General features: G+C 35.9%; 20 protein-coding genes and 1 riboswitch. Of the genes, 14 read left to right on the forward strand and 6 right to left on the reverse strand.

The window, feature by feature from the left end; translation table 11 throughout:
• Positions 1–5: 5 nt before the first annotated feature.
• Both RRV45_RS02775 and RRV45_RS02780 read right to left on the reverse strand, forming a co-directional pair.
• On the reverse strand, positions 6–2369 hold the full coding sequence (locus RRV45_RS02775; protein ID WP_315667223.1) for a molybdopterin-dependent oxidoreductase: 2364 nt from the start codon (positions 2367–2369) through the stop codon (positions 6–8).
• Between the two features lie 354 nt (positions 2370–2723).
• The gene (locus RRV45_RS02780; protein ID WP_315667224.1) at positions 2724–4715 is read right to left on the reverse strand and encodes a molybdopterin-containing oxidoreductase family protein; all 1992 of its coding nucleotides are present in this window, start codon (positions 4713–4715) and stop codon (positions 2724–2726) included.
• Positions 4716–4991: 276 nt separating this feature from the next.
• Between RRV45_RS02780 and RRV45_RS02785 the strand changes: the two genes are divergently transcribed.
• The 6 genes from RRV45_RS02785 (at position 4992) to RRV45_RS02810 (ending at position 10120) form a co-directional block, all read left to right on the forward strand.
• Positions 4992–5546: a 4Fe-4S dicluster domain-containing protein gene (locus RRV45_RS02785; protein WP_315667225.1), complete on the forward strand. Its 555-nt coding sequence runs from the start codon at positions 4992–4994 to the stop codon at positions 5544–5546.
• Positions 5547–5555: 9 nt separating this feature from the next.
• Complete coding sequence (locus tag RRV45_RS02790; protein ID WP_315667226.1) at positions 5556–7136, forward strand: PucR family transcriptional regulator; 1581 nt, start codon at positions 5556–5558, stop codon at positions 7134–7136.
• A gap of 289 nt (positions 7137–7425) precedes the next feature.
• Entirely contained in the window at positions 7426–8343 is a 918-nt protein-coding gene (locus RRV45_RS02795; RefSeq protein ID WP_315667227.1) for a 4Fe-4S dicluster domain-containing protein, read from the forward strand.
• On the forward strand, positions 8340–8513 hold the full coding sequence (tatA, locus tag RRV45_RS02800; protein ID WP_315667228.1) for a twin-arginine translocase TatA/TatE family subunit: 174 nt from the start codon (positions 8340–8342) through the stop codon (positions 8511–8513). The genes RRV45_RS02795 and tatA overlap by 4 nt, the downstream gene beginning before the upstream one ends.
• Positions 8503–8805 (forward strand): hypothetical protein, encoded by a 303-nt coding sequence (locus RRV45_RS02805; RefSeq protein WP_315667230.1) that lies wholly within the window; start codon positions 8503–8505, stop codon positions 8803–8805. Before tatA ends, RRV45_RS02805 begins: the two co-directional genes overlap by 11 nt.
• A gap of 148 nt (positions 8806–8953) precedes the next feature.
• A complete protein-coding gene (locus RRV45_RS02810) occupies positions 8954–10120 on the forward strand; it encodes a TIGR04053 family radical SAM/SPASM domain-containing protein (protein ID WP_315667231.1) in 1167 nt (388 codons plus the stop codon).
• Positions 10121–11179: 1059 nt separating this feature from the next.
• Here the strand turns inward: RRV45_RS02810 and RRV45_RS02815 are convergent.
• Positions 11180–12070 (reverse strand): manganese catalase family protein, encoded by an 891-nt coding sequence (locus tag RRV45_RS02815; RefSeq protein ID WP_315667232.1) that lies wholly within the window; start codon positions 12068–12070, stop codon positions 11180–11182.
• 24 nt (positions 12071–12094) lie between these two features.
• Positions 12095–12304 carry a YuzF family protein gene (locus RRV45_RS02820; protein WP_315667233.1) on the reverse strand — a complete coding sequence of 70 codons (210 nt, stop codon included), beginning with the start codon at positions 12302–12304 and terminating at the stop codon, positions 12095–12097.
• A gap of 666 nt (positions 12305–12970) precedes the next feature.
• Here RRV45_RS02820 and RRV45_RS02825 point away from each other — a divergent pair.
• The 7 genes from RRV45_RS02825 to RRV45_RS02855 all read left to right on the forward strand — a co-directional run bounded on the left by RRV45_RS02825 (position 12971) and on the right by RRV45_RS02855 (position 21017).
• A complete protein-coding gene (locus RRV45_RS02825) occupies positions 12971–14251 on the forward strand; it encodes a M20/M25/M40 family metallo-hydrolase (RefSeq protein ID WP_315667235.1) in 1281 nt (426 codons plus the stop codon).
• Entirely contained in the window at positions 14244–15050 is an 807-nt protein-coding gene (locus tag RRV45_RS02830; protein WP_315667236.1) for a DUF3100 domain-containing protein, read from the forward strand. The genes RRV45_RS02825 and RRV45_RS02830 overlap by 8 nt, the downstream gene beginning before the upstream one ends.
• Positions 15031–15519 (forward strand): hypothetical protein, encoded by a 489-nt coding sequence (locus tag RRV45_RS02835; RefSeq protein ID WP_315667237.1) that lies wholly within the window; start codon positions 15031–15033, stop codon positions 15517–15519. Before RRV45_RS02830 ends, RRV45_RS02835 begins: the two co-directional genes overlap by 20 nt.
• Before the next feature lie 363 nt (positions 15520–15882).
• A riboswitch (purine riboswitch) is annotated at positions 15883–15984 on the forward strand.
• Between the two features lie 126 nt (positions 15985–16110).
• On the forward strand, positions 16111–17262 hold the full coding sequence (locus RRV45_RS02840; RefSeq protein WP_315667238.1) for a BMP family lipoprotein: 1152 nt from the start codon (positions 16111–16113) through the stop codon (positions 17260–17262).
• A 119-nt stretch (positions 17263–17381) separates the two neighbouring features.
• The gene (locus RRV45_RS02845) at positions 17382–18914 is read left to right on the forward strand and encodes an ABC transporter ATP-binding protein (RefSeq protein ID WP_315667239.1); all 1533 of its coding nucleotides are present in this window, start codon (positions 17382–17384) and stop codon (positions 18912–18914) included.
• Complete coding sequence (locus RRV45_RS02850) at positions 18907–20058, forward strand: ABC transporter permease (protein WP_315667240.1); 1152 nt, start codon at positions 18907–18909, stop codon at positions 20056–20058. Before RRV45_RS02845 ends, RRV45_RS02850 begins: the two co-directional genes overlap by 8 nt.
• Positions 20058–21017 (forward strand): ABC transporter permease, encoded by a 960-nt coding sequence (locus RRV45_RS02855; protein ID WP_315667241.1) that lies wholly within the window; start codon positions 20058–20060, stop codon positions 21015–21017. The genes RRV45_RS02850 and RRV45_RS02855 overlap by 1 nt, the downstream gene beginning before the upstream one ends.
• A gap of 153 nt (positions 21018–21170) precedes the next feature.
• Here the strand turns inward: RRV45_RS02855 and RRV45_RS02860 are convergent, their stop codons facing one another.
• Both RRV45_RS02860 and RRV45_RS02865 read right to left on the reverse strand, forming a co-directional pair.
• Positions 21171–22283: a YheC/YheD family endospore coat-associated protein gene (locus RRV45_RS02860; protein WP_315667242.1), complete on the reverse strand. Its 1113-nt coding sequence runs from the start codon at positions 22281–22283 to the stop codon at positions 21171–21173.
• Positions 22284–22381: 98 nt separating this feature from the next.
• Positions 22382–23527, reverse strand: coding sequence for a glycosyltransferase family 4 protein (locus RRV45_RS02865; protein ID WP_315667243.1), 1146 nt, complete (start codon positions 23525–23527; stop codon positions 22382–22384).
• 339 nt (positions 23528–23866) lie between these two features.
• Between RRV45_RS02865 and RRV45_RS02870 the strand changes: the two genes are divergently transcribed.
• Positions 23867–24673 carry a UTP--glucose-1-phosphate uridylyltransferase gene (locus RRV45_RS02870; RefSeq protein WP_315667244.1) on the forward strand — a complete coding sequence of 269 codons (807 nt, stop codon included), beginning with the start codon at positions 23867–23869 and terminating at the stop codon, positions 24671–24673.
• The last annotated feature ends 32 nt before the right edge of the window (positions 24674–24705 follow it).

A 24705-nucleotide genomic window follows, 5' to 3' on the forward strand; every position in this document is an offset into this window, starting at 1 on the left:
ACCTCCTATATCTTCTTCACTTCAACTAACGTATCATTGTACGGAATAACTGGACCATATCGAAGTAAGTATTGGCGTTCATTTAATGTGTCGTTCGTTACATTTTGAAGATTTCCTGCCTTCATATGCTCCGTCCACCAACCTTCATGTAACCGAACTTGTCCTGGACGTAAATATTCTGTAATTTTACATTTTGCTTGGAACGAACCTCGATCGTTAAAAATTTCTACAAGATCTCCTGTTTTCAGTTTTCTAGACTCAGCATCCTTAGAATTTATTTCTAGCTTTGGACCTGGATCGATTTGGTTAATCCATCTTGAATTTGTAAATTGTGAATGGACACGATATCGAGTATGAGCCTGACTAAATTGTAAAGGATATTTTTTAGCTAAAGAGCTGTTTTCATTTGCTTCAGATGGTAAGTCTGAGTTTGGTAAGGCTTGGTCAAATTGGGCCATTTTTTCGTGATAGATTTCTAGTTTTGTAGAAGGCGTTAAATATTTTTGATCTGTAAAACCACGGTACGGCTCATTTGGCACTTTTAAACGCATAATGAAATTGTTTTCTCTCAATGCCTCAATCGTAATTCCTTCTAATCGTGGATCACCGGAATTTAAACGATGTCTTTGCAGGTCTTCTGGCGTTTTTGGTAAATGATGATCTAAACCAAATCTAGCGGCAATTTCCTTTTCGATTTGGAAGTCTGACTTACTTTCATGTAGTGGCTTAATTACTCTTTGTGAAAGCAATACGTGCGAACGATTCACTTGCATGTTAATAATGTCATATTCACTTTCGAATGCTGTACTTGCCGGCAAAACAATGTCCGAATAATTGACACTAGGGTTATGGAAAGGATCGATTGTGACAAGGAAGTCGAGACTGTTAATCCATTCCTCTGTTTTACTTAAGTTCGCAAAATGCTGCTGTAACGTATTCCCTAAGTTAATCACGACTCGTACAGAGTTTTCTTTTATACGCATATCTTGGGTTGTCATTTCTAGCGGTGTTTGGGCGAATTGTGGTGGCAGTTCCCAAGAGTTGAGTGCTGCAGACCATGAGGTACCATGGTACAAAGCATTTCCAACAGCTCCACCAGCTCGGCCGATATTTCCGGTTAAAGCACCAAGAATAGCTCCTGCATGTCCCGCAACATCTGCGTTTGTCCATTTGTCAATTCCACCAAATCCCCAGCCAAGAACGGCAGGTCCTGCTGTTGCATATCGTTTCGTTAACTCGTAAATCACAACTTCTTCAATTTCTGTTTTCTGTGATGTCCAGCTCAGTGTATATGGCTTTTGGTTTTCTTTTAGTGCAGTAAAGACCGTTTTTACCTTTACGCCGTCTACTGTGAACTCGCCTTCAAGTTGAGGTTTTACCCCTTTAGCGTTATAAGGCATTAAAGAGTTGCTATTTTCATCCCAGACATAGAACGGATTTTCCTCGTTTCCTTCTTTAGATTGATCGACTCTTAACAATTGTTTGTTATCTTCTCTTACTAAAAATGGTGAGGATGTGTTTTTCGTTAAGTACTCTGCATCATACCAATTTTTTTCGAGAATAAGTGTAACCATTCCTAGTAGTAAATCTCCGTCTGTACCAGGTCTAATGGAAATCCATTGGTCTGACTTCGATGCGGTTGTAGAATAGTTCGGGTCGATTGTAATGATCTTCGCCCCTGCATTTTTCGCAGCATAGAAGAACTTCGAATCGGTTAAGGTCGTTTCTAGGATATTACAGCCTAGGAAAATAATCGTTTTTGAGTTAACCCAGTCTGATGTTTCATTTTGCACATACCCGTATGCTTGACCACCAATACATTCCTCCAATCCGTTAGCAAGGCCAACGTCAATTCCAGCTTCACATACATATTGTGCACCAAGTAACGTAACTAATGGCTGATACGTATATTCAATGCCTGAAGAGGCACTAAACAAGATCGACTTACTACCGTATTTATTAACGGAGTTTGACAGCTTCTTATGAATTTCAGTTAAGGCTTCATCCCATGAAATTGCAACGAATTTCCCCTCACCGCGTTTACCTACACGCTTTAAAGGTGTTTTTAATCGATCAGGGCTATAAATACGTTCAATCTCACTTAGTCCTTTTAAGCAAACCGTTGAAAATCTTGTGTCTGTCCAGTTATTTGGAACAATCTTTACAAATTTTCCGTCTCTAACGGTACACTTAAATGCGCATCGTCCTCCACAGTTCGTTGTATGGTAAGTGAACCTTGTTACTTCATTGGGAGCGTTTTCAGCTGCAGCCGACTGGAACCACTTTCGTGAAGTGAACATGCCAGATAATCCAAGTGTTGTACTTCCCGCTACCCCGGCTTTAATAAAATTTCTTCTTGAGATATTCATAAATGAATCCCCCCCATTTTATATTTTTGTTACATATTTATTGAGGAAAAATAGTTATTAACTATGGAATATAATCTTATTATAATTTCTAATCAAAGGTATGAGGAGTGTTGAATCATACACACTTAACCATCCATGTTTGTTAGCTTTTCACAGACCTTTTTTCCCTTTCTATACAAATATGTCGATTTTATAAACATGCACAGTTTTATAAGATAAAAAAACTAGCTTTGCGCAATGAAGCGAAAGCTAGTTTTCTTCATGATACACATACCTAATCGACAAGTGCCAGGCGCTTGTTGATTAGTGGGAAAGTAGGTTTTAGTTCCCTCATAAAGAGTGCGATTGTGGTATTTATAATTTTTCAACATTCACAAAGGTGTCATAAAGTGTGTAGTTTTTAAAAATAGATTCCTGGTTGCTCATGCCTTCTTGCTTTGCAGGTATCAGATCGTTAATGGTAACATCTGAATCTGGATACCACCCTTGATATACCATGACAATATCTTTTGGAACTTGTTTGCTGCATACTGCTTTCATCTCAATACAAGCTTGATCATTGTAAATTTTAACAATATCCCCGTTTGCAATGCCAATATCTGTGGCTGCTTGTGGATGGATGACCACAAATGCTTCTTTCTCATTATGAAGATTTAAAAAGTGAAATTGAGAGTTAAATGCATATGGATGATGAGGAGTGATAAACCAGAAAGGGTATTCTTTTGGCGGTAACATCCCCATCATTGGGTTAAAATCTATATTTTGTTTCGCTGCATTAGAATATTGCTGCTGCACTCTAGTATCAGGAATAGTCCCTGTCATGCTTCTCTCTTTTAAATCTGATATGTTTCTAACCGAATAACGGTTAAATACCTGATGATTAAATTGTGCATTGAGATATTCCTCTTCGGAAGAATAAATAGGAAAAGTACAAAGTGATGGCAAATGCTGATTCAGCCTTCTTGCTAATTCTGTCATAATCCACCACTCACTTCTACTATCATAATAGGGAGATAGGGCTTTTTCGTTTAATGCAATTTCTTTATGCCACCAGCTGATAATAATATCCATTTCCTCAAAATGGGTGGTTGTTGGCAGAATGAGATTTGAAATTTGTGCTGTCGGTGTCATGAACTGATCCACCGTTACAACGAATGGAATGTCCATAAGAAACTGCTTAGTAGATGTCGAATTAGGTTCTTGAATTAATGGGTTTGCACATGAAACCCATAACATTTTAATAGGAGGATCTCCCACATAATCCCTATTATTTATATCCATGATTCGCTTCTTTCCTAATAAATGTTCAGCGGTTTGATTATTAAAAACCATCGTGTCTTTAGCATCTCTTAAGTAAATTCCCCCGCCCATTTTGTCTATATCCCCGTGAACGGTAGCTAATAGTACAATCGAACGAATCGTATGTCCAAAATTAGAATGTTTTTGCAGCCCTGAACCGATGACATACGAAATCGTATCGGCATCCGTCATCCAGGTCAACAAAAGGTGGGTTGCTTCTTTGGATACATCACAATTCAGTAAATATTCTTCTACATCAATTTTATTTATGTTATTTATTAATTGATTAAATTCAATAGAATTTAAATCGAAAAAACTTTTATCAAATGTATTATTTTCAATCAAATGTTTGATTAATAAACTTGCCAACGCCCCGTCTGTACTTGGCCGCAATTGGATATATAAATCTGCTAACTCAGCCGTTTGTGTATAAAGGGGGTCGATGACAACAATTTTTGCACCTTTTACTTTTGCTTCTATTAGATAAGGGATGAGGTGAATATTGGTTGCAGCTGGATTAGCTCCCCAGATGACAATCAGTGAGGCCTCTTTGATGCTAGAAGGAACAGGTCCATTCTTAACAATCTTATCAGAATCAAGAGCATTTAATCTTGAAAGCAAGGATGAAGTGCCAAGCATTCTTGTTGTTTCTCCTATATGTGAAAATAAGTCATCTGTTACATAATGATGCACGCCAATATTTCCAGAGCCCTTAAACAAGGCGAGAGGGAGAAGGCTGCCAAAATGATGATGAATACTCAATATTTCACTTATTATGAGCTGCAAAGCCTTTTCCCATGAAATTTGAACATATTTCCCTGATCCTTTTACTTTTTGATAGTAAGGATATTTTAAGCGATCTCTATGGTTATTTTTTTCTGCATATGAAAACCCTTTCGCACAAAGTTTTCCCTTTGTATAGGGGTGGCTGATATCTCCTGCAATATGATGAATGGAATCCTTTTCTATGTGGGAAATAATCGTGCATGAACTTGGACAATTTCTAGGACAGACATTTCTGAATTTCCTGGCTGCATGATGTCTCATTCATATTCTCCTCGTCTAAGTAATCACAGTACATTCTAGCAGAAATCCATTTTCTGCGAATTGTTTAATATCACTCTTTATTGATGGTACTTAATGGAATAGCTTTTTGACCGCTGCATGTGCCCGATATCACTGTGAATAGTCAAAAAAAATGTAAAACTATAAGGAGTTCACAAAATTACAGTTATAAGTTTAAGAAATCTATTCTTCTTTAACATTTATTTATAGGTGATAAAAGGAGTTTTCAGAAATATTTAAGAAAGAAGGAATTACTTTATGACATCGCATTTAGTATTTTCCATCGATCTTAACAGGTGTATTAATTGTAAAACCTGTGAAATGGCTTGTAATGACTTTTATGGATTGATGGGGATGCATCGCAGAAATGTAATGACAATTGAAACAGATGTAGATGAACCGCCACTGCATATTTCGATCTCTTGTAATCATTGTATGAATCCGGTTTGTGTATATATTTGTCCTGAGAATAACTTTCAAGTACGCGAGGACGGGATTGTTGTCCATAATCCAAGCCGCTGTAAAGGGTGTCAGAGATGCGTTGAGGCATGTCCTTTCGATGCTTTAAAGTTAAATCCAAAAACAAATCGGGTGGATAAATGTAATTTTTGTGTGGATCGGATTGAAGAAGGCTTAAGACCAGTATGTGTAGAAAACTGCATAACAAGTGCATTGAGCATCATGAGGGTATCTTCAGATGAAATTACGTCTAATAATTTCCAAGATGCAGATGTGCCTATTGTTGCATATACACGGCCTTCTATTAACATACTAAAAAAACAAAAGGGGCATATTTTTTTAAGAGAAGGATGATAAACATCTATGAAGATTTTATTACAGGATGTTTTATTTCGTATTCCGCTATATCAACTTACTTTTTTAACTTCCTTGCCAAAGGAAAATACTTATTTTGAAACCGTTTCAACCACCATTCCTGATCAATGGTTTGAAAGTTCAACTTTACTTCTGCTTGATTCGGATGAGGAATGTTTAAAGCTAAGCAATAAAAATTTCGTCAATCAATTGATTCAAGATTCAAATCTCATTGGAATCATCCTTTGTCATCGACATGAAATCAACATTCAAGAGGATTGTCTTTTACTGCTGCGCGAATGTAAAGTGCCGCTAGTGAGAGCAGAAGAAGCTTTATCTATTTCAGATTTTCTTGAAGTTAAGAAACAGCATCATGCCTTCAGTATGCTGAGTATGGAGTTAAATGGTTTTATGAATAAAGGGTTTATGAAGATTGCTGAAAATCTTTCTGCAGCTTTAGAAACACCCTTTCTTTTTTTTGATGAAAATAACCAGCTCCTTTGGCAAATCGGTTCAGAAGAAGATATTGAAAAGGTGTTACAGTGGCTGCAAAATGATAGGCGTGATAAGAGGAAGGCAAACAATTCGAACATTTCCTTACCTGAAGATAACCCTGTTATGGGAGTAGATGAACCTTATGAACAATATATCATGAACATTGCGGGACAAGTTCAGCTAACCCTAGTGACTTTAGCGAATTTGAAGGAATGGCAGAGGATCATCCTTGATAAATTCATTGGATTGTCAGCTCTCTTTTTTCAAACAGAAGAAATCATTCGAGAGCAGCGGGAACAAATGAAAGAGCATTTTATTTATGATCTTCTCTATCGCAAGTTTGAGTCCAAAAAGGTCCTAATCAAACAAGCAAAAACGTGGGGGTGGGACTTAGAAAAGCCGCATCATCTATTTGTCATTGATGCTGCCTTGTCAGATGAGTGGATGATGAATTTGGAGTGGATGGATGAGATGATTGTTTTTTTACAAAATCATCTATCCTATTTAAATGATCAGGTCATTCTATTTTCGTTTCAGGATCAAATGGTTGTTCTCTTGAAAGATGATGAAAATCGCAATCCAAGTAATAGGAAGAGCTTTGTCTTTGAAATAGCTGCAACGATTGAAAAGGAGCTTTCGAGTCATTGGTCCGGCTGCCAATTTCATATAGGTATCGGGAAATGGTGTCAGGACAGCGTGAATCTTAATAAAAGTTATCAAGAGGCCAAAATGGCTTTGTCGTTTGGCAAAGTATGGTTGGAAAATAATCATGTCTTTCATATTAATGATCTAGGTATATTTAATCTCATCATTCATTTGCATAAGGAGATTCTACATGATTTTTGTGAAGAATATCTGTCATCTTTAATTGAAAGTGACAACAAACTCGGAACAGAATATCTAAAGACCCTTAAAGCCTATTTTCAGTATCAAGGAAACATTAATGAAGTATCAGAGGCGTTGTACATTCATCCTAATACGTTAAGAAACCGGCTTAAAAAGATTGAAGAAATGACCGGTGTGTACCTTCAGAATAACGTAGATTTTCTAAACTTAATGGTCGCTGTTAAAATTCATTATTCAATATCTTTTTAAGTTCATTCAGTGTAATTCCACGTTTAAAGTTAAAGGATTTTGTCTGTTTTATGACGGAGTGTTTAAGGATAAAACCCATAAATAAATTAGGTTTAATACAAAATTCATCATTTGTTCACCAATCATTCAATTGTTATTCGAATTTTGCTTTATATAAGTAGGAATGGACTATTAAACATGCACAATTTAATAGGCTTAAGTGTAGAGGAACCCACACTCCTCAGATTGAACGGTTCCTATTAGAATTAAATTGTGAGAGAAAAGCACTCAAAAATAGGTGGTGGCTTAGATGGCATTATTAAGTAAGTGGGTAGAAAGCTTAGATTATGAATATGAAATATTATCTTCCTGTACTCGTCATAAAAGCCATCATTCTAATTGTACAAAATGTGTGGAGGCCTGTGAAAAGCAAGCTATTTCAATAAAGAACGGAAAGCCGGTTATCGATCATTCTGAATGTGTGCAGTGCGGAGAATGTATGGCAGCATGCCCTGTTCAAGCTGTTGCGGGCATCCTTCCGAAAAGGGAAATCAAACAAAATTGTCTAATGATTTCAAATCGCCATTTTCCAACAATAAACGAATTGCTTATTCTTCATAAAAAGGGCGTTCATTCCATTATTTTTGAAGATGAATCCTTCATCCAAGAATGGATGCATCGGGTGGAACGAGTAAACCAAATGCTCTTGGAACTAGGGGAATCTCCTTTTTCGATTTCGATCGATTCTGTGAAGGATGAGGAAATTTACTCGAGAAGAGAACTTTTCTCATGGTGGAAAAAAGAAAGTAAATCTTTAATGAAGCAGATGACACCTGCTAAGTGGCGTTTTAATCATGATGCTTTAAATTTGCGTCAGTATTATACTGATTTCCAATTTATCAACATAACGGTTGACATGGATAAATGTACGCTCTGTGCGGTTTGTGAAAGAATTTGTGACCAAAAATGTTTTGATATTCAAGAAGGACACTTTTCTCTCTCAATGCAGGGATGTAATTCTTGCGGTTTATGTGCAGATATTTGTCCTGAGAAAGCAATCATAGTCGAAGATCAAATTATAAAAACGAAAGAGATTCATTTTCCTGTTTACGAGAAAACATGCCATGCTTGCAATCATTCTTTTAAAACAGTGCGTGAACATGATGAAATCTGTACGATCTGTACAAAATTGAATCATTTATCGCAGAAAGGAGAGAGGGTAGGATGATATCCAATATTGGAATTCCAGGATTAATTTTAATCTTAGTTCTTGCACTAATTATTTTTGGACCTAAAAAATTGCCTGAATTAGGGCGTGCGGTTGGTCAAACCTTAAAAGAATTTAAAAGTTCTACAAAGGATTTAATCCTTGATGAAGATGATAAGAATGAAAAATAGGCAGAGTGACAGTGCACGACCTGTATTTGTCCCAGTTGAAAAACTGGGCTGTTTTTCAAAACCAGGAAGAATAATTAGTTCTGAGACAAGAGCACGCCTGATAAAAAAGCTAGAGGCCTACAATGTGAATATTATCACTAACCATAACGTTTCTAAGATACTTACGGAAACTATTATTATACAAGATAAAATATCGGGAGAACAAACCATAATCGAAACGGATCAAGTGGTGATGGCGATGGGGGTTCAGCCTTTTAATCCTTTAGAAGCAACCCTAATAGATCATGTTTAAAACTTATATGTAATTGGTGACGCAGCGGGGTATTCTTCCCTAGCAGATGCTATTCATCAGGGATTTAAAGTGTCCTACTCCCTGGGAACAGAAAACGAATAACTAGGGAATTTGGAATAATAAAATCTATTAGAAATTGGGTGGTAGTATGTATAGCAATGGACATCCTCGTAGTTCCGGTAAAACAATTGACTTTAACAAAAACCCATTTATTGCAATTTGGGAGGTTACGAGGGCCTGTCAGCTTCGTTGTGTACACTGCCGGGCAGATGCACAAACTAAACCTCACCCAAATGAACTCACCCATGAGGAAGGCATCCAACTGATTGATCAAATCTATGAAATGAATAATCCAATGCTCGTCTTTTCTGGTGGGGATTGCATGATGAGAGAGGACTTATTTGACTTGGCCAATTATGCCGTGAAGAAAGGTATGCGTGTTTCCATTACACCAAGTGCAACAGATAATGTCACAAAAGAAAAAATGGAAAAAGCAAAAAAAATCGGATTATCCCGTTGGGCATTCAGTCTTGATGGTCCTAACCCTGAAATCCACGATCAGTTTCGTGGAACATCTGGCTCCTTTGATTTAACTATAGAAAAAATAATCTACCTTAATGAACTCGGTATGCCATTACAAATTAATACGGTGATCTCCAAATATAATTACGATTACCTGGAAGAAATGGCAGAATTAGTAGAAGATTTAGGTGCGGTCATGTGGTATATTTTCCTCATGGTACCCACTGGAAGAGGTCAATTGGATACGTGTATTACACCAGTTGAACATGAAAAAGTATTTCGCTGGCTCTATAATCTAAATAAGACATCATCCTATGATATTAAGCTAACTGCTGCACAACATTATCGCAGAGTTGTTCTACAAGAAAAAGTTAAAGAACACAAGCTGAACAAAAACAAGATTCATTATGAAGATACGATCACTTCTGATCATGCTTCACGGGTTGATGGATTAGGACGGGCACCAAAAGGAGTGAATGATGGAAACGGCTTTATTTTCATCTCACACACGGGTGATGTAATGCCTAGTGGGCTTCTCCCCATTAGGTTGGGGAATGTTCGTGATCAGCCGTTAAAAGAAATTTACCGGGAATCCCCAATCTTGAAAGATATTCGCAACCCAGATATGTATAAAGGAAAATGCGGGATTTGTGAATACCGGCATGTATGCGGCGGCTCACGATCTAGAACGTACGCTATAACAGGAGACTACATGGAGAGTGAACCATTTTGTGTGTACATACCAGAAGCAATGCGATATAAACGGAAAGAAAACGGTATGCCTTCCATATAAGTGTCGTGTCATAGTAAATGCTGACATTTTGTTAACATGAAGTTTAACGGAGGTTTCTCATTAGTTGAGCAACTATTGAGAAGTCTCTTTTTCATGTCTTTTCGTTACATGAAGATGAATAAAAGATCTTACTAACTTGCAGGCAATTCAATAATAAAGGTAGTTCCTTCATTTTCTATAAAATTGAATATGAACGGAAGATGAACAGCTAAATTACATTTAAAGTAAGAAGAGAGTGGAATGTTAACATTTTGTTAACATGAGGTTTTTAACGGAGGCTTCTCATGAGTTGAACAAACTTGTGGGAAGCTTCTTTTTTGATTTCTTCGGTTACAAGAGGGTACACATTCTTCGTAAGTTGATCATCGGAATGGAGCATTGATTATCTCTTCATTAATGTTTTACAAAATCAACATCTTTCCACTTAAGTTCAACTAATTGCCAACTCTAACCCCTGTATATGAGAGAATAAGAAACACCGAGTAATTATGCTCAAATCCATAATTATTGGCAGTTTTTTAAAAGTATATGGTGCAATTTTAGTTAAAATCTTTTCTTTTAAACGATTTAAAGTCTAATAAACCCACCAACATAATTGTTTTAAAATGCTAACATTTTGCTAACGCAATCTCATGAAAAATAGTAAATGCCCGTTATAGATGTTACAACTCAGATTCAGGAAAACCTTGGTTTATCGCTTTTTACGTACATCATGTTAAAGATATTACACCCTCTCACCTTAAGGGCGGCATGATGTAAGGCTTTTGAGCCTTTCATAGGAGGAATAGTTAAGGCTATTTCTCCACCTAATTTTCACCTGTTTTGTGAAGTAGTTATGTAAAAATTTATATCAATAGCAATAACCACTTCCTATAAAAATTAGGGAGTGGTTTTTTGTGTTGTTAAACTTTGTGTATCAAGACTTTAAGAGGAATTCAAACTGATTCTATTTAAGTGTCAACTAGGATTGTTGAAGTATGAATGAAAATAGCGAACAGTGGCTGTTGCCGTTCGCTAAAAAAATAAAATTTTATTAATATTTTTCCTGCAAAAAACCCATTATAAATTTTCCATTAGACGTTTTTTGATTAGTTCATAATCGTCCCTAGTAATACCAGGAGCAAATTCTTCAGGTAATTCCTCTAAGTCTGGGATTGGTCCGCCTTCAGGAGTACCAATTTTCACTTCAAGCGGTTGCCCATTTTCCGGATTTGTTCCTTTCCAAATCATTCCGATATCCCTGTATTCTGTTTCGCTCCAAGTGAATAGCACATTGCTTAAGCCTTTTTCTATGAACGGTCGGGCATAATCAAATTTTGAGTTATCAAGATTTGGAACTGGAAGCATTTTTGTCAAGTCTGCCCCTGTAGCAATTTCGATTGCTTTCGCATAGGCGAGGATATGTGTTCCTCCACGAACAAGTAAATACCCAATCATGGTTCTAGCAACTGGGTTATCAGTCATCTCATAAACTCTCATTTTATGTGTACGTGCACCAATCTCTAGAAAAAAGTTATGTGTTAAATCTAAAACCAGATTACCGCTATTGAAAACATTATCACCAGTCCAAGGTCTTCCCATTGAATCACCTGGTATAGCCGTTTGAGCTGTGGAAATAAAATGGTGGGTGTTTCTCGCATCCTTCCCATTTTGAAGTGGAGTGATATCTGGATTCCCTGGAAAAGTATTACCTACTGATAACAAATTAATCGTATTAGAAACAAGTTCTACATGACCAAATTCTTCTGCTGTAATGCTTGCCACTAACTCATAGAATGGCTTTAGCTTTTTTTTATTTCTGAAGTTAAAAGACTGAAACATATAGTTATTTAAGGTAGACATCTCCCCAAACTTGCCACCTAAGAGCTCTTGTACTGCTGCTGCAGCATTCATATCGCCGTGTGCAGGTATAGGAAGTTCAATTGCCAATTTATTTATTCTTTTAATCATTATTTTCCCTCCCCTTCCTTTTTGCTAACCAGGAAAAACCCAAATAATTTGCTGGGTACGAATAAAGAAGGGAGTTCCGTTAGACTCAACAACTATGTGATCTGGCAATACATTTTTCAAGGAACCACGGACGCTGCCTCTTATGGTTTGAACAGTAACCGTACTTCCAACAATGGTTGCTAATGTCTGATAAACATAGGGATCATAGAAGCTTAACAGGTCGTTGTTTGTCATTTATATCCTCCTATTCTAACGTCATCCTTACTGAGTATATGTTTCTCGATATGTAAAAAGACTGAAACAACTGTTCAATTTGACTCTTTTTGTTAAATACTATTCTGAAAATAATAAACGGAAATAGCACATTTTTGGCAATACGAAACTAGACCTAGCAATCTGTTTATATAAAATGCTTCTTAAAAGTGCACTAAACTTTTGGGAGGCTTTTTTTGTGATGTAGAGGTACATATTTTTTCGTCATTTGTTCTTTTGTATGAAACTACTGTCAAGATTTCGGTTGAATTATGAAAAATTAATATCAAAGCTTTACAAATTTAATTTTTAGGGGGATTTGGGAATACTGAAGGTAAAATGAATAAAATTCTTCATTTCATTACAGCTGTCTGTAATATGGAAAATATTATATTAGGAAAATTTCAGTTGATATCGAACGATAAATAGAATAAAATATAAAACGTTCGTGTTATATGTTTTCCTTTCGATATATTACAGTTTTTTGTAAATTAATATTGTTAAATGCGAATGATATATTAAAGTGAATTTGAAATATATGGGATGGAAATGAGTGATAGAAGTATCCTCAATAACCAATAATAAATATATGAGTGAAATTAAAGATGTTTGAAAAATTAAATTATATCTATTAGAAGGGGTAAACAAATGATTTTCAAAAACCAATACGAGGAAATAAAAAAGTTTGCAGAAGATTTATATTATCATCCCGAATTAGGATATAAAGAGGAACGCACGAAAGAGAAAATTATTGATTCTTTGAAGTCTATTAATGAGAATGTTCAGATTGAGAAATTCAGTCTAACTGGTTTCAAAACAACTTTGGGAGATCAAGATAAAAAATTACATGTTGCTTTTATTGCAGAATTAGACGCGGTGTATTCCCCTTCACATATGCATGCAGATAAAAATACGGGTGCTGCCCATAACTGTGGCCATTACACACAGGTTGCTATTGCCCTTGCTTTATACAATTACTTTGTGAAGTCAAATGTATACAAGGATTTTAACTATAAAATTTCCTTTATCTTTGTGCCAGCAGAGGAATATTTGGATCTAGCTTATCGTGAAGAATTAATAAAACAAAACAAGATCACGCATTATGGAGGTAAGCCGGAAGCGATGAGACTTGGTGTGTTTGATGATATTGATTTGGGCATCTCTGTTCATGCTATTGGCGGGGATTTTGCTAAACGAACGATTAATACGAATTGTGATTTAGCTGGATTTCTATATAAAAAATATAAATTTATCGGAAAGGCAACTCATGCAGGATTTGATCCGTTCTCCTCAAAAAATGCGTATAACATGTCTACATTGTTTAATGTAGCTGTCGGCTTAAGCCGTCAACAATTTAAGGATTCTGAAAAGGTACGAGTTAATCCGATTGTGATGGAATCAGATATGTCAACGAATGTTATACCAAATGCTATTACAGTAGGGACGGATTTGCGAACATTATCCACTGAATATATGAAGGAAGCTGCAGTTAAACTAGATGATGCTGCAAAAGGAAGTGCAATTGCACTGCAAGGAGACGTGGAAATTTCTACTCAGATGGGTTATTTACCTTTTAAACAAGAGCGTTATTTATCAGAATTTGTATGGGAAGCATTTGAAGAAAATGATGAAATTGACGTGATATATAATGATGATCCGATCAGTGCAGCCGGAGATATTGGTGATCTGTCATATATGATTCCTTGCATTCAGATTGGTTACAGCGGGTTTACTGGAACAATTCATGGAGATGACTTTATCGATATCGACCCTCAATTTATTTATGAGATTTTCCCGCGATTTTTAGCACAGGTTTTTGAAAAAATGAATGGGAATATTGACACTTCAAGATTGTATAAAAGAAGTTATGAAGAATATATCGATTTAATCAATGAAATTATGGACAAGAAAGGAATCGGAAATGAATAAAAACTTTATTTATCTCATTATATTTGCACTAGTAGTCATTACAGCTGCTGAAATGATTGGGTTCCAAAGTATTCAAATTGGTACTTTTACAATTGGCTTATTGCCGCTTGTGTTTGCGATTATCATTACGATGGTTTTAGGATTGAATGTTTTCCGTAAAGGCTTATGGAAAAAGGTTTATAGTGAAAAGAATGTTGAATTCGCTGGAAAGTACTTGATTTTCATTATGCTGCCTCTTATGGCGCGATATGGTGCAGATGTTGCCCCAAAATTAGGTGAAATTCTTCAGATTGGCTGGGTATTCTTAGCTCAGGAACTTGGAAACCTCGGAACTGTTCTACTAGGTCTACCGGTTGCGCTTATGCTTGGATTACGACGAGAAGCCATTGGAGCTACTCTTGGAATTGGTCGTGAAGGTGAACTTGCTTATATTTCAGAAAAGTATACATTGGATTCTGATGAAGGAAGAGGGGTCTTATCCTTATATATTATCGGTACATTATTTGGAACGATATTTTTCAGTATTTTCGCCCCAATATTACTTAAATTTGGTTTCAGTGTTGAAGCTTTAGCTATGGCATCAGGTATGGGCTCTGGAAGTATGATGAGTGCCGCTGCCGCTTCTTTAGTTGCACAAGTTCCAGAAATGGAGAGCACTATTTTAGCCTATGCATCTGCAAGTCAGTTGCTAACTAGTTTCCTAGGTACGTTTACAATGGTATTTCTTGCGGTTCCATTACAGAAGTTCATGTATAGATTTTTAACCAGAGGTGATAAAAATGCAAAACGCACTGCGTAATTCATATATTAAATATGGTTTAATCATTTTATTTAGTCTTTCACTTATCATGTTTACCCAGTTTATTAAGCATTTAAAAAACCCTGAATCTATGGCAGTTACCGGGATGACGATAGTAGGGCTGATTGCGTTATGGGTGTTTTCTATGATTGGAATTCTTATTTCGGAAAAGCTCAAAACGAGTCCAATTAATTTTCTAAGGGAATTTCCAGTGTTAGGATGGGTTGCGATTACTTCACTTCTTATGTGCCTGATCTCTGACTTTTTTGTGCAAGCCATTCGAGCGGTGGATTTCCTTTCTATCACAACGCCAATTCTTACCTTTGCTGGAATTTCTGTCGCCAACCGATTAGTGGATTTAAAAAATACCTCTTGGAAAGTTGCCATTGTTGCTATTTTCGTATTTAGTGGAACATATATTGGTAGTACATTGATGGCACAAATTGGGTTGTTTTTGGCAGGAAGGTAGCGAGCATCTATTTTCTAAGTAAAATTCATATTCATGAGTAGTTAGAATTGTGGGAAATTGAAAAGAATTTGTGTTAGTAAAATGCTAACATTTTGCTAATATATAGGTAAATTAACTGAAGCTTCTCATAAGTTCACTGAACTTGTGGGAGGCTTCTTTTTCTTTCATATTTAGTTAGTCTGGAATTATTTCACATACTAATCTCCTATTAATTTCTTAATGTTAAGGATATCTTATTGAAAATTCGTTTTATATGAATATTTTGAAGTGGTTACCATCCGATTTGCGAATGTTGATTACTTTTTTGAAATAAATGTTCGTGTTTTTATTGACGATTAGAATTTCTGATGTTACTATGGGTTAGTAAAAATTAAATATTATTCTCGTATAATGTTGGGGATATGGCCCGAAAGTTTCTACCAAGCTACCATAAATAGCTTGACTACGAGGTTGTGTATATAAAAATGGAGATAAGTTTGTTCGTTATTTCCATTAGCTACCTTCCTGAAGTCAAGCACCGGTGTAACACGGTGCTTTTTAATTTTTACAAAAACGACAATTCAACATGATTATCAGAGGAGGATAATTTCAATGAATAAAAGTACAAAGAAAATCGTAATGATATTATTTCTTGCTTTAATGACTGTCGTAATGGCAGCATGCGGAAATGACTCAGCTAATGAAAAAGAAGCTAAGTCTGGAAAAGGTGAAGAAGGATTAAAAATTGCCATTGTAACTAGTCCTTCAGGCGTTGATGATGGCAGCTTTAATGAAGATAACTATAATGGTATTTTGAAATTTATTGAAAAGAATCCAACAGCAACAGTAAAGGCTGTTAGAGAAGAAACTGGTGATCCTGCTGCGGCTGTACAAGCAGTTGCTGATATTGTGGCAGATTATGATGTTATTGTAACACCTGGGTTTCAATTTGCTGGAGTTTCTAGTATTGCTGTAGAAAATCCTGATAAAATCTTTATTTTAAATGACTCTGAGCCCGCACCTGTAGGTGACCAAAAAGAGTTCGATAATATATATGCGATGAATTTCGCCGAACAAGAAAGTGGCTTTTTTGCAGGAATGTCTGCAGCACTTGAAACAAAATCAAATAAAGTAGCGGTTGTAAATGGGATAGCTTATCCTTCAAATGTAAATTATCAATTTGGCTTTGAATCTGGTGTAAATTATGCCAATAAAGTATTTGGAAAAAATGTTGAACTTGTTGAATTATCAGGTTATGCAGGGACGGATGTAACAGGTGCCGATGTGGGTGGTAACTATGCAGGATCTTTTGCTGATGAAGCAACTGGTAAAGTTATCGGAAATGCGTTAATTAAACAAGGTGCAGATATCATCTTTGTTGCTGCAGGTGGTACTGGTAATGGGGTATTCACAGCAGTCAAGGAAGCTAAAGGCAATGTAAAAGTAGTTGGTGTGGATGTTGACCAATTTGATGAAGGTGTAAATGGTTCTGAAAATATCGTATTAACATCTGCGGTAAAATTCATGAGTATGAATGTTGAAAAGGTATTAAATTCTGTTGTTGATGGAAGCTTTAAAGGTGGAAATGTCGTTCTTTATGCAGATACAGATTCAACTGGTTTCATAAAAGAAGAAGGACGTCATCAATTATCAGAGGATACACTTAGTAAATTGAATGAAGCTTACGAGTTAGTTAAAGGTGGTAAAATCGTACCTGCATCTAATTTTAATGGCCATACTCCTGAAAAGTTTCCGGGATTATAACATTAAATAGCAATCACTATAATAAATGAACCATAGAAGTTTATCATTTCCTAATTTAAGAGAAACTAGGGAATGATGAACTTCTTTTAACTTATTTTTCCTGATAAAGGAGACGAAAAATGTCTGATTATATTGTAGAAATGAAACATATTACCAAGCGATTTCCTGGAATAGTAGCAAATGATGATGTATCCCTTGGCATTAAGAAAGGAGAAATTTTCGCCTTACTTGGGGAAAATGGTGCAGGTAAATCAACTTTGATGAGTATTCTTAGTGGTATGTACGAACCGGATGAAGGAGAAATTTTTATTCGGGGAGAAAAGGTGCAAATCAGTTCACCGAACCATGCGGCAAAGCTCAACATTGGAATGGTCCATCAGCATTTTAAATTAGTTTCTGATTATACGATTACAGAGAATATTACCTTAGGAGTCGAGCCAATCAAAAAATTAGCAGGTCTATTTCCATACGTAGATATTCGAAGTGCAAATCGTAAAATTGAAGAACTGTCTAAAAACTTTGGCTTAGAAGTGGATCCTACGAAAAAAGTAGCGGATCTTACTGTTTCGATGCAGCAACGGGTGGAAATTTTAAAGGTGCTTTATCGTGAAGCAGAAATCCTTATTTTTGATGAACCAACTGCAGTCTTAACGCCGCAAGAAATTGATTTCTTGCTTGGTATTATCGAAGGCTTAAGAAACGGTGGAAAAACAATCATCTTAATTACACATAAGCTAGAAGAAATTAAGAAAGTCGCCGATCGTTGTGCTGTATTGAACAAAGGCAAATTAGTTGATGTGTTTGATGTAAAGACAACATCGGTTAATCTTATGGCTCAATTAATGGTCGGCAGAGAGGTAAATTTTGAATCTGAAAAAGCACCTGCTCAGTTTAAAGAGGAAGTATTGAAGGTAGAACATCTAACTGTTAAAAATGAAGATGGATTTGAAGTAGTGAAAGATGTATCCTTTACCATCCACAGTGGCGAAATATTTGCTATTGCTGGAGTCGCAGATAATGGTCAAGTTGAAATAGCGGATGCCATCGCTGGATTAACAAAGGTTAGTGGCGGGAAAGTATTCCTTGAGGGTAAGGACATTACGAAAGAAAGTATAAGAAATAGAACAGAAATTGGCATATCTTATATACCTGAAGATAGACAAAGCTTTGGACTATTTTTGGATTTTGATTTATCTATTAATTTAGCATTAAAGCAGTACTATAGGGAGCCATTTTCTAGTAAAGGAATCTTAAATAAAGAGGAATTTGAACAAGTTGGCAGTCATTTGATTGAAAAATATGATATTAGAAGTGGACAAGGTATTAAGACACAAGTTCGTTCGATGAGTGGCGGTAATCAGCAAAAAGCCATTATTGCTCGCGAAATCGAGTTGCAATCGCCGCTTATGATTTTCGTTCAGCCTACACGAGGAGTAGATATTGGTGCGATTGAAAATATTCATAAAATGATCATTCAAGAACGAGATAAAGGAAAAGCGATTTTACTTATCTCATTAGAGTTAGATGAAATTATGAATGTGGCGGATACCATTGGAGTTATATATAATGGCCAACTTCAAAAAATTGCAAGCAGTGAGTCATTATCGAAAAATGAAGTCGGCGAATATATGATGGGGGCAAAGCATGAGTAAAGATAAAAAGAAAAAAACCTTAAGTTATAGTCTTATTCGACCAATTAGTAATGAGAAATGGCAGCCTATCACCATTCCATTAGTATCCATAATTATAAGTTTTATAGCTGCGGCTGTAGTTATACTTTTAATTGGAAAAAATCCCTTACAGGCATTTTATAACTTATTCCAAGGGGCAGGAATCTTGCCTAAGCCTTCTTATGCTGGCTATAAGAGCATGATGACTGATTTTTTGAGTTTGCTAAATGCTATGACCCCACTTGTGTTTGCAAGTTTGGCAGTTGCTGTTGCTTTTAAAGCAGGTCTATTTAATATTGGGGTTTCCGGTCAAATGCTTGTCTCTGGTTTTTTAGCGACGATTATAGTTGGTTACAGTGGTTTAGATGCCATCATCGCAAAGCCGCTTGTGTTAATAATCGGATTTGTCGCTGGAGGATTAATAGGAGGATTAGTAGGGTGGCTAAAATATAAGTTTAACATTAATGAAGTCGTATCTACAATTATGTTAAATTATATCGCTCAATATGTCATAAGCTTTTTTATTCAGATGTTTTATATTGATCCTGTTTCAAGACAATCCAAATATATCTCTGAAGCAGCAAGATTAACTTTAGTGAATGTTGAAATAGCCAACTTGAAAATGGATATTCCATTGGGCTTTATTTTAGCCATCATTACTGCTATTTTAGTAAAGTTTGTCATGGACAAAACAGTAGTTGGCTTTGAACTTAAAGCGGTTGGTTCCAACCGTAATGCAGCAAAATATTCAGGAATTAATGTCGGAAGAAATACAGTCTTAGCTATGGTTATGTCAGGAGGCTTGGCTGGTCTTGCAGGTGTCACATATTATTTAGGTTATTTTTCTTCCATACAGCCAAAAGTATTATCAAGTCTCGGTTTTGATTCCATCGCTGTATCGCTATTAGGAAACTCCCATCCAATTGGTGTTATTTTTTCATCATTTTTAGTATCTATTATAGATCAAGGAAGCACGTATATGAGTTCACAGGCTGGAATTAGACAAGAAATTTCCTCAGTTATCATTGGGTTAATCTTATTGATTAGTGCATGTGGTGAATACATGAAATATAAAGTCCGACGCCTGAAGGAAAAAGAAGTGGATCGAAAGGAGCGTGAATCATAATGGATACAATAATTATTGATGGATTATCCTTTGCTCTGCCTCTTTTTATTTTGGCAATAGGCGGAATATATAGTGAAAAGAGCGGTATAATCAATTTAGCACTTGAGGGCTTTCAAGGTTTTGGGGCATTCATCGGAGCGCTGTCAGCCGTTTTAATCGCAAATGCATCTGGTGCAGATGTCCAAGATCTATTTTACGTGGCGTTGCTATTTGCGATGATTGGCGGGATGACTTTTTCCATTATTCACGCTGTGCTATGTATTAAGTTTAAAGCCAATCAAGTGATCAGTGGTGTCGTAATAAATATTTTAGCGTTAGCATTAACGACTTTCTTAACGACACAAATAAATGCACTTGTATTTGGAGCGGCTTCGGACAAGTTTCGATTAGGTGTATCGGAGCGGTTTACGGTTGAAGGTTTAGCCAATATCCCAGTGATTGGTGCGGTCTTTACGAACGTGTATCCGTTCGAAGTGATTATCGTAGTGATTGCTATTTTTGCTTGGTATCTTTTATATAAAACTAAATTTGGCATGCGCTTAAGAGCGAGCGGGGAAAATCCTCAATCGGTTGATGCAGCAGGTGTAAATGTATCGAAAATTAGGTTTTCTGCTGTCCTCATATCGGGTCTATTATCAGGTCTAGGCGGCATGTGTTTTGCCTATTCCATTTCAGCTAACTTTTCTTCAAATATTTATATGGGATATGGATTCTTAGCTATTGCTGCATTAATTTTTGGTAATTGGAGAATTCTCCCTACTTTAGCTGCTTGTCTATTATTTGGTTTTGCAAAATCTGGGGGAGCGTTTATTGCGCAATCAATGGCATTACCAAGTAGCTTCACTGATTTATTCATGATTTTACCTTATGTATTAACGCTATTGTTATTAATCTTTTTCTCTAAATCAAATCGTGCTCCAAGAGCATTAGGTGAAATTTATGATAAAGGAAAGAGATAGATAAATTTTCTAAGCAGTTTCCACCGTATAAAATGTTAACATTTTGCTAAGACCAATTGAGGACAGGTTCATTAAAACTAGAAAAGCGGTCAAAAGGAGTTTGTACTCTGGCATATTCCAGAAAACAAACTCCTTTTCTTCATAAAAGCTTTTTTACGTGCTATGTGAACTATTTTTATCACTTGTCCCAATAGAATCTAAAAGGAAACGAGCATATCTAATGGGTGTTGCATACGTTTCTTTCCATACATCATACATATCAGCTTCTTTGAAGGAATATCTTTGATCTCGACCATTGCACTCAATAAACATTGGGAATCCTTCATTGGTAATGCCAATATCCAATCCAACATCAGCAAGGTTAACGTAATAGCTGCTTAAATCTTTCACTACTTTAAGAGATAGTTGCTCGATACTTTTAAATACTTCTTTTGCCTCAAGATAAGGAAAACTTTCTAATATTACTGCGAAATCTTTACATTCTCCACCTTTTGCAACATTTGTGAGATACCCTCCGGATTTTGCCACTTTCGCAACTATTCCAGTTACTTGCCACTGTCCACATCCGTTTCGTTGTACGGAAACCCTTAAATCAAAAGGATTTCCCTTGTAGGTAGCCAATGGGATTCTTTGCTGAATGATATTTCCACGGGACAGTTTTTTTGTAATAATATCCGGTAATTCATTAGAAAATACGATTTCCTTCAATCCTTTTCCTATCTGCTGATCATATTGAACCTTCCAAGTGTGCTCTTTGCCTTTGCTGATGCTTATTATTCCACTTCCAAGCCCCCCGCTTGTGGGTTTAATGATAATTTCTTTATACTTTTCTAACATTCTATCAAAGTTTTCTCCATTAGCAGGGACAGTTTCAGGTAGATGTGAAAACAAGTCATCATTTTTGATTAGTATTAAATAGACTTGCCATTTTCCAATCTTACTAAATTCATTAAAAATCCAGTGCCCCATTTTTGAAAGGTCTTTAATTTTTTTCTTTGCAAATATGGTAGAAGTTACCGCCCTGTTATGAATAACCATCGGAATTTGTATTTCTTTTTCAACTAAAAACCCTTTCTTATTTCTAACTTGTGCAATCGTTTTTCGAGATTCAACATTAACATCATCCAAACGAAAAAAACATATGCTCATATCTAATGAATTGGCCGCTTCTTCATAAAAAGAAAACTTCTCATAGCGTTCTTTTCCTGATCTTAACTTCTTATACATGTAATTATCTATTAGAATACCAACTCTAGGATCATCCACATGATTACCTCCCAGTTTGTAAAAAAGATTAATTTTCCATATAAGCATTCACTTTAATAATTTGCTTTCCATCTTGGTTTTAAGCGGATTCCATCACTCTACAAAGTTGTCACTTTCTTAAATACTTGTAAGTATTGACCCGCTGTTCGTTCCCAAGAGAATTCTTTTGCCCTTTCAAATCCATTTTTGGATAACCTTTCACTTAATGAATTTGATTCAAGCAATGAGAGAATAGAATGAAATAGCTCCTCCTTAGGATTATCAATGGTGAGGATGATTCCAGTTTCTCCGTGCTTTACTACCTCTGGAATACCACCGTTATTTGTAGTGACTACAGGTTTCGTGGAAGCCATTGCCTCTAAATTAACCAATAAAAAGGGTTCATTCCAAATAGAAGGAGTCACGACAATATCTGCAAGCTGATAAATGTAAGGCATATCGATCGGTTTCACAAAATTTGTGAACACAACATGATTATTTATTTGTTTTGCCATTGTTCTAATCTTTTTCATATATGACGTATCTTTGTTATTCCCATATTTGGGACTTCCTGTGATAAGCAACTTGAGACGAGGGATTTTTTCAATCAGTGCTGGCATTACTTCTAGTATCAAATGAACGCCTTTTTTTTCCATTACTCTTCCAGCAAACAGTAAAGTAGGATCTTCACTCGATAACCGATATTTCTCTCTCCATCGGCTAATATTTTCTAAATCCATTCTTGCTGTTTCATATGGAGTCGTGTCAATCCCCAAATGAATCCCGTACGATTTCCCTTTAAAAGCTGGATACTTATCCGCAAAAAAATTTTCCAATGCTTTACTATTGGTTATCAGGGCATCAACATTCCGGGAAACTTCAGTCATCTCCTCTTTGCGAATATTAGGCGGCAAAGAAAAAACATCTGAATGCATATTTAATACAATTGGGATCTTTGGGCATGCATGTTTTATTTGCGTAACATAAGAAGGACGATTTTCGATGATAATCACACTTGGTTTTTCTTCTTGAATATGTTTGATTACTTGCTGCAAATAAACATCCGGGCTGTAAAAGCGGAACCGTTTGTAGTGGAGATTTCCTTCTAATGTAGATTCCGGAAATTGCCGGCATTTTTTTGTGTATACAATAACCTGATTATTGCGTTCCAGTTGCTCGGCAACATGGTGAATGACATGTTCTACTGATGTCCCAATGACAGGAGGAACAGAATACAATCCCGGACTGATGACAGCAATCTTCAATGGTAATCCCTCCTTTTATTAATCAGGCTTCACTTATCCAATCATCCGATCTAATCATTATTTAATCTGCTTAATGCTCTTAAATGTTTCTAAACTTTACTCCTTAATAACAATATGCTTAATTCAAAAAATAGTACTAGGGGTTGTCCCTATTTTTATTCAAAAAAAAGGACATCTAAGTACTATCATATTTGTTCGTAATAGCATTTTTTTTAGAAAGGATGGCAGGACAGATAAGGAATGGAGTTTTTCACCATAAAAGAAAGGTATAAAACAAGTAACGATTACTTGTCTTCTGAATACTGTAAATATAAAAAGTCAAGAAAGGTGGAGCTTAATTTGGTAAGAAAGGCCATTATCCCAGCGGCAGGATACGGTACTAGGAGTTTACCTATTACGAAAGTAATCCCAAAAGAGATGCTTCCGCTTGGGTTAAAACCCGCTATACATTATATCGTTGAGGAGGCAGTAAATTCAGGAATTGAGCAATTATTAATTATTACATCAAAGTCAAAAGACATGATCGTAGACTATTTTGATAACTCCTTAGAATTAGAGACTATATTAAAAAAAAGCAATAAGTCGCATCTCTTAAAACATCTGGAATTGCCAAAAATAGAAATTTCATATAAAAGACAGCCTGATATAAATGGACTTGGGGCTGCTATTCGATTAGGAAAGGATTTTATTGGAGATGAACCGTTTGCTGTTCTTTTACCAGACGATTTAGTTTTTTCGGGACAAGCACCTGCCTTAAAAGAATTAATCGATATTCATAAGGAAACAAACTGCAGTGTTTTAGGGCTAAAAAAAGTAAATCCAAATCAATTAAAAGATTACGGAGTTATACAAGGTATTGCTGGCACGAAAGTGGTCGAAATTCAAAACATAGTAGAAAAACCAAAAACAAGTTTACCTTCAGACATGGCTGTGATAGGCAGATATGTTTTTACCCCGGAAATCTTCCAGTTTTTATGGAAAATAAACCTGGGGGTAAATGGCGAAATACAGCTTACTGATGCTATTAAAGAATTGTTAACTATTCAATCTGTCTATGGGACAATCATATCCGGTGACCGCTATGATATTGGGAAACTGGAAGAATACGTAGAATTAATAAATGTTGTAGTTAAGGAAAATTATTAATTGTAGAATCCTTAAGTTTATTTCAAGTTCTT

Origin of the sequence: Bacillus sp. DTU_2020_1000418_1_SI_GHA_SEK_038 (assembly GCF_032341175.1) — a bacterium.
GTDB lineage: Bacteria > Bacillota > Bacilli > Bacillales > Cytobacillaceae > Cytobacillus.